Annotated in this window: 10 protein-coding genes and 2 pseudogenes; 8 read left to right on the plus strand and 4 right to left on the minus strand. The window is 58.6% G+C overall.

All coding sequences use genetic code 11. From position 1 onward, the window contains the following. Positions 1–372: 372 nt before the first annotated feature. Complete coding sequence (locus tag JQK15_RS20905) at positions 373–822, minus strand: hypothetical protein (protein WP_214867509.1); 450 nt, start codon at positions 820–822, stop codon at positions 373–375. Positions 823–1,059: 237 nt separating this feature from the next. On the opposite strand from JQK15_RS20905, the gene JQK15_RS27520 reads away from it, so the two are divergent. The 3 genes from JQK15_RS27520 to JQK15_RS20920 all read left to right on the plus strand — a co-directional run bounded on the left by JQK15_RS27520 (position 1,060) and on the right by JQK15_RS20920 (position 3,929). Beyond that, the gene (locus tag JQK15_RS27520) at positions 1,060–1,230 is read left to right on the plus strand and encodes an SH3 domain-containing protein (protein WP_353047246.1); all 171 of its coding nucleotides are present in this window, start codon (positions 1,060–1,062) and stop codon (positions 1,228–1,230) included. 400 nt (positions 1,231–1,630) lie between these two features. Continuing rightward, the gene (locus JQK15_RS20915) at positions 1,631–2,104 is read left to right on the plus strand and encodes a hypothetical protein (protein ID WP_214867513.1); all 474 of its coding nucleotides are present in this window, start codon (positions 1,631–1,633) and stop codon (positions 2,102–2,104) included. 715 nt (positions 2,105–2,819) lie between these two features. Further along, positions 2,820–3,929 carry a DNA topoisomerase IB gene (locus tag JQK15_RS20920; protein ID WP_214867515.1) on the plus strand — a complete coding sequence of 370 codons (1,110 nt, stop codon included), beginning with the start codon at positions 2,820–2,822 and terminating at the stop codon, positions 3,927–3,929. 959 nt (positions 3,930–4,888) lie between these two features. On the opposite strand, the gene JQK15_RS20925 is transcribed toward JQK15_RS20920, so the two are convergent. After that, on the minus strand, positions 4,889–5,494 hold the full coding sequence (locus JQK15_RS20925; protein ID WP_214867517.1) for a porin family protein: 606 nt from the start codon (positions 5,492–5,494) through the stop codon (positions 4,889–4,891). A 269-nt stretch (positions 5,495–5,763) separates the two neighbouring features. Between JQK15_RS20925 and JQK15_RS20930 the strand changes: the two genes are divergently transcribed. Next, complete coding sequence (locus tag JQK15_RS20930; protein WP_214867519.1) at positions 5,764–6,087, plus strand: hypothetical protein; 324 nt, start codon at positions 5,764–5,766, stop codon at positions 6,085–6,087. Positions 6,088–6,454: 367 nt separating this feature from the next. On the opposite strand, the gene JQK15_RS20935 is transcribed toward JQK15_RS20930, so the two are convergent. Beyond that, positions 6,455–7,138 carry a DUF4197 domain-containing protein gene (locus JQK15_RS20935; RefSeq protein WP_214867521.1) on the minus strand — a complete coding sequence of 228 codons (684 nt, stop codon included), beginning with the start codon at positions 7,136–7,138 and terminating at the stop codon, positions 6,455–6,457. Between the two features lie 853 nt (positions 7,139–7,991). Between JQK15_RS20935 and JQK15_RS27015 the strand changes: the two are divergent. The 3 genes and pseudogenes from JQK15_RS27015 to trxC form a co-directional block, all read left to right on the plus strand. After that, positions 7,992–8,254 (plus strand): annotated as a pseudogene (locus JQK15_RS27015) (IS110 family transposase); the annotation flags it as partial. 1,110 nt (positions 8,255–9,364) lie between these two features. Continuing rightward, positions 9,365–9,508: pseudogene (locus JQK15_RS20940) on the plus strand (DUF3008 family protein); the annotation flags it as partial. 2 nt (positions 9,509–9,510) lie between these two features. Then, positions 9,511–9,963: a thioredoxin TrxC gene (gene trxC / locus JQK15_RS20945; RefSeq protein WP_214867523.1), complete on the plus strand. Its 453-nt coding sequence runs from the start codon at positions 9,511–9,513 to the stop codon at positions 9,961–9,963. Between the two features lie 161 nt (positions 9,964–10,124). Here trxC and JQK15_RS20950 read toward each other — a convergent pair whose 3' ends face one another. Then, positions 10,125–10,733: a DUF4142 domain-containing protein gene (locus JQK15_RS20950; RefSeq protein ID WP_214867525.1), complete on the minus strand. Its 609-nt coding sequence runs from the start codon at positions 10,731–10,733 to the stop codon at positions 10,125–10,127. Between the two features lie 431 nt (positions 10,734–11,164). Between JQK15_RS20950 and JQK15_RS20955 the strand changes: the two genes are divergently transcribed. Beyond that, complete coding sequence (locus JQK15_RS20955; RefSeq protein WP_214867527.1) at positions 11,165–11,599, plus strand: DUF488 domain-containing protein; 435 nt, start codon at positions 11,165–11,167, stop codon at positions 11,597–11,599. Position 11,600: the final 1 nt, after the last annotated feature.

Here is an 11,600-nt window from a genome sequence, read left to right on the forward strand (position 1 = left end):
GCCGCCCGTCTTGCTCCCTTCAGGGGCTATCATCGATCAATCATCTGCAATCATAAAGCAAGGTGAAGGAGCGCTTGTGAGGCGAAGGCGGGGAAGGGGGCGTTCGCTTGGAGAAACGGGCTCTCGATTGCGCAGCCACTCGTGATGGCCGATCTTCGCCAAAGATAGGCATCATCGGCAGGGCCCGGTGCCAGCTGTCGATATGACGGCATGCGACTTTGCTTGAGAGATCATATGCAAGAGAATGATTTGATGCGGTAGGGCCTCAAAAATGTATCCAGCCGAGGCGGTGCCTTCTGCCTATGTAATCCGGTCGTCGCAACCCATCGACACGCTTGGTGCGGGGCTGGGTCGATCGCAATTCATGCCACTCTATGTGCCGGAATAGGTGACGATGACCATCTGATGGTCCTCCTCCCTGCCGATGACGATCGACGCCTTTCGGTCTTTACCGATCCCGGACATCATGCCGCTGCCTGCGGAGAAGAAGTCGGATGTTTTCCGCAATCTCGCGGCCGCAAATTTCTCGCGATAGAAGGCCATGACCTTTTCGGCACCATCGGACGTGGTCAGCCGAACCTCGTGATTTTGAGCACCACCGACGTTGGCGCTGTTCACGCTCACCAGAATTGAGCCTGGATATCGGGGTGCGAAATCCGGCATCTCAAAATCGGCCGGAGGAGGGGAGGACTGTAAAGCCGCTTCTGTCGGCTGTTCTGTCGCCATTTCCGGGGCACGCGCAGCATTGTTGGATGGCGCATCGCGGTCCTTGGTCCCGCAGGCGGCAAGCATCATCAATGCGGGGAGATAGCAGCGGCGCATCCGATTCTCCTTTGCTGGCTCGAAAGCTAACCCAAACGTCGAGGCAGATGCAATTTCCCGGCGCGAGTGACGCAAATCATGAGCCCGTCGGTTTCGGGGTGGTAGCCCACCTGTCCTGGTTGCTGGGAGCAGCGATATCAGTTTGGAGGACCGAGATCTGATAGGCGTGAACAGTTGGGCGCGCGGGGTGGCGCTTTTGGGGCACTGAGCCTTACCGCGCCGGCAGTAACCGCCTATGTGAATGCGGACCTTGAGAACTGTCGGGCTGCGCCGAACACCGGCGCGCCTGTCGTAACGAAACTCGCCAAAGGCCAGAATGTCAGCGTGAAGGAGGGCGGTGGGGGCTGGTCCCATCTGGCCACGCCACCATGCTGGGTCGCTTCACGTTTTTGGCCGAGCATGTTGTGACGCGCTCGGCCAGACGCTCGGCCCGCAGCTATACCGGCAATGCCGACAGCGCGATGCGTTCGAGCCGGCACCAATCATCCAGCGATCTCTATACATTCGGATCCTCGAAGCCCAAAAAGGCGCCAAAGACCAACAGCCGTTCGAGATCGCGGAGGTCGAGCAGCGGTAGCGGCTACTATAGGGGAGGCTCCTGTCCCGGCAGTAGTGGGTCCGTATGCATCGGCCCCCAAGGCGTGCGCTATCGCATCACCAGCGGGGGTAATAAGCGCCATGGGATCTGACCATCGACGACGAGGGCATATGGATCAATTAAAGGTCAATTTGCGTAACTCATTGGCAACCCCAATAGTCCTCAAGTGGCGGCGATTTAGGAGCAGAGAACCGAAATGGCCGTCAGTCGTTGTTGCAACGCAGCAATGTGGAGGACATGATGGCGTCTGCGATCGAGAACGGAATGGCATTGTGGATGTGGCCGCTCACGGCCGCGCGTTTGGCCAGCGACTGGGCGGAGACGATGGCAAGCGCGCGTTCGGTCGTGGCCGCGCGCATGCCGACGATTGCGGCTGCGTGGATCAACCCGTTCGCCGCAGACTACCGCGAGCTCACGCGCATGGTCACTGAAAAGACAAGCGCGTTTGGGCACTCCCACAGATCGATTTCCTTCGCCCAAGAAGCTGTCCGGCGTGCAAGCGAGGCCAATGTGCATGCGCTTGGCAAGCTGTCGGACGGCGGATTTTTTGGATGGTCCGAATGGACGAAGCTGGCTGAGCGTAACCTCGACATTGCGACAACGCTCGCCATGCTGCCGACGCGAGCACTGGCGCCGATCCATGCTGAGGCCACCGCAAACGCTCGACGCCTCGCCAAGTCGTAGGCCCTCGGCCTCAGACGGTAAGCAGCGCATGCTCGGCGTCCTTGAGTTTGCACGCAAGGCTCGGTACCTCGCCGGTTTGCCGCGGTGCATCGAATCGCTGCGCTTCTCGCGACAGCCGGCGATTTCGAAGCCGCGCTTTGACCGTGCAAACACCGCGTGGATCTGTTCTGCGGTAGCAGGATTGACGTGGAGCCGACTCTTGCTCACGGGCGCTTTATCACGGGCTTGGGCTTCAACTTGGCGGGTGCCGCTCTGGTTAGTTTTTCCTTCGCCGCTTTGATCATCGGGGTGACTATGCCGCCCTCTTCCGTCTGGGCATCTGCTTTGCCGTTGTGCTTGAGGCCGGGATCCTCGGCGGCGGCACATTTGGCGGATCAGCTTCAGCGGCGTTCTGCCCTTGTTGATGACGATCGCGTCCCTCGCCGTGACGACCACCTTATGCGCCTTCGGGCTCTGTTGATTGAAAAGGCCTAGGCTCTGCAGCAAAGGTTCGCCCGTCACGTCGCCAGCAGTCTCCGTCCCTTCGCCGACGACATCGTGGTCCAGGGCGGCCAGCATATCTTCATTCCTTGCACGTGCGCGAAGGCTCAATCGCTCGTCTCTCACGAGACCTGAGGTTCAACCTTCGGGACGGTGCCGTTCCGAGCTTCCCAAAATCAGCAAAGAGCCGGAATCGCGGCGGGAACTAGTTGTCGCTATCTGGGATTTTGCAGTGATGGCATCTCAACCGATAATAGGCGACAGCGAAAGCGGCTCTGTTGGCAGCCCGCAGGAGGCCGCCGAGAGCATCGGTCTGACTTACGTGAACGACAACGACCCGGGCATCAAACGGCTCAAGCATGGCAAGAGCTTTCGCTACGTCGACGAGGGCGGCAAGCCGATGCGTGATCGTGACACGCTGGATCGCATCCGCAAGCTTGCCATCCCGCCCGCCTATGCCGATGTGTGGATCTGCGCGCGCGAGGACGGGCATATCCAAGCAACCGGCCGGGATACCAAAGGACGCAAGCAGTATCGCTACCACGCTCGTTTCCGGGAGGTGCGTGATGGTACAAAATACGAGCATATGCTCGAGTTCGCAAAGGCGCTACCGACAATCCGGGCAAAAATAGACGAGCATCTCAGCTTGCGCGGCCTTCCCCGCGAAAAGGTGCTCGCGACGATCGTGCGGCTGCTGGAGACGACGATGATCCGCGTCGGCAACGCCGACTATGCCAGGCAGAACAAGAGCTATGGCCTGACGACGCTGAAGGATCGGCATGTCGCGGTGGAAGGCACCCAGTTGCGCTTCAACTTCAAGGGCAAGAGCGGCAAGCAATGGCGCCTCAGCATCCGCGATCGACGGATCGCCCGGATTGTCAAGGCAAGTCAGGATTTGCCAGGCCAGCATCTGTTTCAATATCACGAGGATGATGGCACCCGGCGCGAGGTTAGCTCCAGCGACATCAACGCCTATCTCAAGCAGATTTCGGGCGCGGACATAACGGCCAAGGATTTTCGCACTTGGAGTGGTACCGTCATCGCTGCCATCGCGCTTTCCGAATATGAGAAGGTCGACAGCGCCGCCGCCGCCAATCGCAACGTCCGCGAGGCGATCGAGGCGGTCGCAGCGCGGCTCGGTAACACGCCGACCGTCTGCCGCAAATGCTACATCCATCCCGAAGTGTTCGAGAGCTATCTTAGCGACGCCTTGGTGCTGGAGGCACGCGACGAAGCAGCCAAAGAACTCAGAGACGACATTGCTCGGCTGCGCCCGGAAGAGGCTGTCGTGCTTGCCTTCCTGCATAAGCGGCTTAGCGCCAAGGCGAAGGGCGTTACCGCATAGCGGTTGTGGTCAAAATCGTCTCGATGTCGAGAGCCTCCAATAATTGCTGGATTGGCTGGGTGGGTGCCGCCGCCCCGATGCTAGCCGCGATGATGATCGCCGCCCGCTCTGGGTGCGCGGATCACCGGCCGGAGTTATGTAATCTTCATCATCAGATCAGTGGACTCGCCCATCGTTGGTCTCTAAAGTGGCCAATCCGATCTGGTCGCCGCCAATGCTTTCCTGACGTTCGGCAAGGCTACTCGAGGAGCCGCCCGGCGAGGAGAATGGGCGATAATCCCGGATCAAGAACAACCCAGCCCGCAACGCCTTGGTCGAGCGGGATTAAACGGTGGCGGTGACGCGGCCTGGGTCGTCTTCATCCTGGATCGGGAGTGTCATGCCTGCGTACGCGTAGGCTCGGCCAGACCGGAAGAACGGACGCCCGTGGCTTTCTCTAATTCGCGCCGATCACTGTGTTTCTTGAAGGCATAGGCTCCCGCTGCTGCAGCTATCACTCCAAGAGGACCAAGACGCCGTACCACGACGGGCACAGCGATCCCTAGCAGGGCACCACCCGCGCCGCTTACGCCCTGCACGTGCTTGGCAGCCTTATTACCTATGAGCGCTCCAAAAATCTTACCAATCATGCGGGGTCTCCTTGTCCGCTATTAAGAGTGCAAGATGCAATTGGTTCCGATTGCAGGAGGCGGGGCGCCAAGGATGATTTCCCGGGCATCATGAACACGTCGCGGGACGACGTCCTGGCCGCGCATCGCCTACCCGCCCCAGCCGCTGGGTATGGTGCCGGCGGATGCTGGCGGCTTTTGGGGATGCTACCAAGGCGACTGATCTCAACGAGCAACAGGACTTTGAGGCATTTCGGTTCATTAAGCGAGCATGCGGCGAACAACTGCTCGTTAAAAAAAAAGGGGCGTCAGACGACGCCCCTTTCCAGCTATACCGTTTAGAAGGATCGCTCAGAAGCGATAGCCGACCAGCAGCGCAACCTGGTGGCGCTGGAAGTCAATGCCGGTGTCGCGATACTTTCCGTAGCTGGAGTAGCGATATTCAACGCGGGTGGTGAAACCGGACATAGTGGTTTCTACGCCGGCGCCGAGACGATAGCCTTCAAGTTCGTCGCTGTCGCTGACCGAAACCAGACCATCGTCATACACTGCCTTCACTTTGGCATTGGTATAGCCACCCTTACCATAGAGCATGACGTTGGGAGCAATCTCGCCGCCGATGCGGATACCGGCGTAAAGATCGCGGCCGGCTTTCAGGCCAACAAAGTCACCGGGGACCAAAACGTCGGACACGCCGTCTTTTGTTTCGGAATCGGCATATTCGCCCTCGAGGCCGAACACGGCGCCGCCCAAGTTGATGTCGTAACCGATCACGCCGCCATACATGAGACCGTCGTCATGACCGGAACCGACGCCGGTAGCGCCTACGCGGACATTGTCGTATCCGATCATGCCCGCGACATAAGGCCCCGAAAAGTTCGTGCGGACTTCGTCCTGAGCGAAGGCGGGCGCCGAAGCGGATGCCATAACAATCGCGGCGGCAAGCAATTTCTTCAAAGTGTCTACCTCTAGTGGTTTGTGGGAGGGGGCGCACCTAAGAGGCTCAGAAGAAGGGGTAAATCACAAACCGCGAGCTGGCCGCACTGTCGCTGACGCGCTGTTGTATGATTACATCGATCACCATATTAAGACCTTGAGTTATAACGGTATTCCCTTTTGTTCCGTGATTTTTTGATTAAATCGCACAGGATCGGCGGAGGCAGTGTAGTTTGGTAAGGTCCCTGGAACCGATAAGCCATGTTCCCCTACTTGATGGCACGGCGCTCATGAGACATCCTCAGGCGATGTTTGGTGATTCCCTTAAAGTCGATTGGGCTTCGGGTGAAGTAGTCCAGGGCGAACTACGGTTCCCGGCTATGTTCGAGCGTATCTCAGGGTGGGTGATTTTGCCGGCTGATGAGATGTTGGCTGCCTCCAGTTTGGCAGGCGACAGCGTCCTAATCGCTTTCGGCGGGCTGATCGGTTGGATCGCTGACGCTGCCCAAAACGCGTTGGCCAGGAATGCATTGGTAAAAACCGGCGCGCGTTTCGAATTGCTGATCAGAAATGACGATTTCAGTCTCTCAGTTCTATCGCATGCTATCAATTGAGTCGCCAAGGTCCAAGTGATGCCGCATCGCGTCGGACTCGCCATGCCGCCATCGCCTCGACTGCATAATGCCAGACAGCCGCTTCCAACAGCAAGGTTGGGATTTCAAATCACCCAGGCGAATTCTTTCTGCGATATCGATCTTGACCGCTGCCGCGCAGCCAAGAGTGCCGATCATATACGGCCATCGTCACGTGAACCTGCGCGCATTTCGCCAAGAAACTTCCGGCTTAATGCCAAAGCGCGCGATGGTGCCCGCTTTGCCCACTCCACGGCGGGAAGCCGCCGCTACGCCCCTAGATTTTAGTCCTGAACACCGCCCCAGCGAAGACGTGGATCATCGAATGCGCCACGCCTTTCACCCGGGGTTACACAGCCAGCAGCGCGATCAGCACCGGGTCGCGCGTCTCGCGGGGATTGGCCCGAATGGCCGCCTCCTCTCTCCCTATAGCCCTGAAAATTGCATCGCCAATCTGCCCAGATACGCTGTCTGCCATGGCGCTCAGGTCGCGCCCCGAGGAGGCCGATAGTGCGGTTGACAGAATCTCGAACAGGTCGGAGTGCAGAGCCCGCAAGGCGCCGGGCAGCAGCGCCTCTACGACCGCGCTGCGCGCATTGCGCGCCAGCAGGTCCGTGGCCGTAGTCGGCCCACCTCGCAAGACGGACACGGCGTCCGCCAGCGACATGCTGCGCACCGCGTCCAGCACTACTGGCGCCGCACCGTCGGCCAGATCCACCGCCACGTCGTTAAGTGCACGCCCGACCCGGTCCCGCACGGCGTTCGTCCGCAGAATGGCGGACAGAATAGCGCCGCCCTGCCCACCGAGATCTGGCACGATTATGCGCGTCAGTTGATCGTCGTAGAAACCACCGGGCTGAGTCAATCGCGCAAAGGCGCGCTGGGTGGACATCTCAAGCAATCGGCGTACGCCCTCCTCCAAGCTGTACCGACCCATCGTTGTCGCGCAGCCGCCGATGGCGAGCACCGGCGTGGCAGAAAGCGCTACGAGAATCCCGCGTCGGGCTGAGTTGGTGTCGAGCAAGAAGGGCATGGCGTCGTTATCCTTTGAGCGGGCTTTGCGATATCACCATCTGCCGGACCGAAGATGAAGCTGGGATGACGAAAACCGGCGCGCACAATGGCTTAAGCTGTTAAGTTGTTACACTTGGTGAGGAGATCGATATTTTTCGCGATATATTCTGACACACGGACACAAGTTTGTCAGATTGATGAAGCGAATTTCTGACAAATCACAAGGCCGACACGGGACTTTGGAACCGACGCCATGTCGGAACCAACCGGACGAACCTGGACGCAGTAGGTGAGCGCCCGCTCAGAAGAGATGTCGGCTACTGCAGATAAGCAACAGATTTCGCTATAAAATCATATACTCGCCAAGTCGCCACAAGCGACATCGTCATGCTTTCTTTTCGTGGGAAACGCTGGACTTGGATGGACGGGCCGCCCGCTGTTCTAGGAGGCGCTTTGCGTGCATGCGGCCATTGCAGCTTGAGGAAGGGCCGTGGAACGCCCTAGCATCGCAGGAGCATTGGCATGCATCTTCGCCTGGGCTGATCGGGTGGATATCTACCGGCAAGGCAGCGCGATAGCGCCAGCGAGATTGCGCGTCCGAAACTATATCGTCACGAGAAATGTCGGCACCGGACTTTGCCAAAATCGGGATCTGCTTGTCGGAGTATCAGCGCGGTCTCTCAAAGGCAGACTCATCGTCGAAATGGTGGACGGAAATGCAGGCATTCATACGAATGACAGATCTCTGAACGGCTTCTCATTTCGAACGTTGTTCCCGGAATTCTACGTCTTAAGGTCAGTCAATTCTTCAGCTTGATCGGATTGCTGCGAACCATGCGACGATCCCAAATGGTGCTGCTCGTCCAGAATTGCTGCCCTGCCTGATAGGCGCAGAGGCCTGTGGGACGTTGCATCATTGAGCGCGTGACCTGACTAGGCCAGGTCATGAGGTGCGGCCGATGCCAGCGGCTTATGCAAAGCCCTATGTTAGGCACGGTATAACGATGCCGTCGACGCAGAGACGATGTGCGGAGCGTTCACACATCAAACGATGCGGTTCGTGCCCATAAAGTCGCGAGAACTTCAGGTAAGGCTGTCGCTGCACCAGGTGCGCACCTGTTGACCGAGCAGCGCATATATTTCGGCAACTTTGATGCCCAACGTGCTTGGCGAACGGGCGTCGCCATCCCGGTCGGGATGGTGAAGATGCCGACGGCGCGAGAAATCGTCGATGGGGAAGCTGAACGTGACGTGCCCGCCAGCGCATCAACGTCGTCGCCCTGCTCGCAAAACCACTGCTGCAGTTTTGTACTGAGTTCCGCAAGCTCGACCTGCGTCTCGCCGCCCTGCAGGAGCGTGACAACAGAGCCGGGCGTTTGGCTACAATTTCAGGCATAGGATCGACCGGCGCGATTGCGCTCGCCGCGTCTGTTGTCGTCGCGTGCGAAATGCTATTTTGTGGCTACTGCGATCTGGTGAGCCGTGCCGAGAGTTGCGACATGGCCGCCACTTTGTTTCACTGACCACAATGCGTTTGGCGACACAGCGGTCTTTTCGCTGCTTCCGCCTGTGTCAGAGCTACTGCCTTTCGCGCGTCATCGCGCCCGATGCATATAAATCCTCTGAAAAGTGGCGAGCTCTTTGTGGAGGAGATTTGCCGCGGATCATAGTTGTGCAACCAAAACGATGCTCGGTCGTAATGAAAAGCATGGAATTAGACCTTGAGCGAGGCCGTCGATGAAGTTTCGAGTTATGATGGGCGGGCGATTGTCTGACTTTGATGTTGCCCGTTTGCCCGAGCGGCTGGGGGCGGGCGCGTCGATATTTTTCCCGTCGCGCCACCAACGAGCCGTCGTGGAACGGGTCGATCGTGATCAGGGGCTAATTTACATTCGCTTGCCTGTCTGAACGAAAATGGCTCCGACCATCCAGGATGGTCGGAGCCATAATGCCCGTGAAACCGTCGTCCCTCGAGCGGGTCGCTAAACGCTATAGCGTCAGAATGGGAAGCCGCCAATCATTGCAACTGGCTGGCGCGACATCTTAACTCCCTTGTAGCTCACTCGTGGTTTTAATGGCTTCAAGATGAATGCCGGACAGATGCCGCTCTCGAGCCGCCGCATCCTAGGCTCGCCTATTAGGACAGAAGGAGCTGCTTGGCGGCACGACGCGGTTACCCGGCTATCTGGCGTTGGGAGGCCAGGATATGCCTGCACCCTCCAAAGCGTAGAAAAAAGCTGCTGGTTCCGCTCTTGCGGCCAAGCGTGGCGATCAACCCAAATCGAAGTTGCGCGGCGCTTTAAAGCAAATGGAAGATGCGATGACGGAAAAGCAACCCGAAGAATTTGCGGGCAGCGATCGCAACAGGCTGCCCGAAAGGAAAGGCTGACATTGGCCAGTGACAACAGCCAGACACAAATCATAGCTTGTCCGACGTGCGTGACGCTTAATCGCGCGCCACTGTCAAAATTGGGTGCTGGAGGGAAGTGCGGCAGGTGCGGCTGTGAGTTATTTGCGGCCACGGCTATCGAACTCACCACTGAGAATTTCAATGCGTACGCCTTGCGACCCGATATCCCGTTGCTGGTCGATTTCTGGGCACATTGGTGTAGCCCTTGTCGGCAGATGGCGCCTGCCTTTGCTGCGGCCGCCCCGCAACTAGAGCCTTGGCTCCGGCTCGGCAAACTCGATACGCAAGCCGACCAGGCGGTTGCGGCGCGCTATGCTATTCGGACTATCCCCACTATGCTGATCTTGAAAAAGGGCAAGGAGATTGCCCGCCAATCAGGCGTAATGCCGATACAGGCGATTGTCCTATGGGCGCGGCAGGCGTTGCGATCGTGAGCGAAATGCTGATGTGACGGGCGCTCTTGCGCGCGTCAAAAGGACACCGCCAGACATGCTGGCGGGGTCCTTTAGGAAGGCTACGCAATACACGACACGTCGCCGTGGCGCTTCCTCAATCATAGACAGGATATATGCGCCGCATGCGGGGCGGCGTTCCGTCAGTCCTTGTCGAGTGCTCTGGCCTTGGACAAATGCTTTTCAACGATCGGCGCGATCTCGCCCGCTGCCTGCTTGAGGGATGCGACCGTCCCGTCCGCCGCATATTTGCGCATCAGTTCGAGGGCATCTTCATGCGCATCGGCCTGACCATCCATATATTCCTTGTCGAACTCGGCACCCTTGAGCGCCTTAAGCTCCGCCAGATCGTCCGCTTGATCTTCCGTCAATGTAGCATTCGGCGCAATCGCAGGACTAGCGGCCTTGGCCGCGGCCTTGATCTTGGCGGTCGATTCCGTGTGGGCGGCGACCATCATCTTGGCAAATTCCTTCACCGCAGGAGACTGGGCATTCGTCGCCGCCAGCTTAGCGGCTTCAATCTCGAAAGCGTCGCTCTTGGCGGCCGCGTCAGCAAACTCCTGGCCGGTCGGCGTCGTAGTGAGAGCCTGCTGGGCATTGTCGATCACGTTGTCGGTGGAATTGAGAACGCCAGAAACAGCCGCGCCGGTATCGTTCAACGCATTGTCCGCCTTTTGTTCGGCTTTCGGGCTGCAGGCGCCAAGTGCAAGGACCGCTATCGTTGCGACACTCATCCACAAATGATTTCTCATGACATCCTCCTCTTTGGGTGGTGCTCGAACGCCTGATGACCAACGGCTGTTCCTCCAACCAAGATGACGGAAAAACGTCCTGGGCAGACACGGAAAATCGATCGGTTCGTCACTTTACCGAAGGAGGCAGGATCGAAAATGGTAAGGCGACCCGGCCATCCGCAACGACCAAAAGACAAAAGTCCGCTCGGCATGTGCCGGGCGGGCAGGAAAAGGCCAAAAGCCTCGGGTCGCCCTGAGCGGATACCGGATTGCAGGTGAGTTGCCTTGTACGAGTGGGACAAGGAAACTCGATTTCCATAAGGGGAACGCGATTTTTCGTTCGTCCGTGCGGCGGCGGCAGGCAGCCTGTCTGGAGCAGTCATCAGGAACTAGCCGGTCCCGGGAACGATTGATGGAGCGATAGAGGCAATGGCTGAGGCATCCGGCTCATGAAGATTTTTACCATTGGTTATGAAGGGGCGACCCAGGGGCAATTGATCGAAACGCTTAAGACAGCTGGCGTTGAAGTCCTGGCGGATGTCAGAGCCGTTCCTCTGTCGCGCCGCCCGGGCTTCTCAAAGAATATCCTTGCAGCCGGACTGGGGGAGGCGGGCATCGACTATGTCGGATTCAAGGCGCTTGGCACCCCGCCGGCAGGACGCGAAGCGGCCCGCAAGGGGCAGCATGTACGCCTGGCAGAAATCTATGCAGGCCAGCTCGACCTTCCCGAGGCGATCGTCCAGGCAGCGCAACTGATAGAGTTGGCTGCTGCGCGTCCCACCGCCTTGCTCTGCTTCGAGCGCGATCCAGCAGGCTGCCACCGGACCTTGCTGCTTGATGCCATCCTGCCAGACGCTCAGCGTGTCGATCTCTTTCCCGGCTGAT

Source organism: Sphingobium sp. BHU LFT2, from assembly GCF_018604485.1.
GTDB lineage: Bacteria > Pseudomonadota > Alphaproteobacteria > Sphingomonadales > Sphingomonadaceae > Sphingobium > Sphingobium yanoikuyae_A.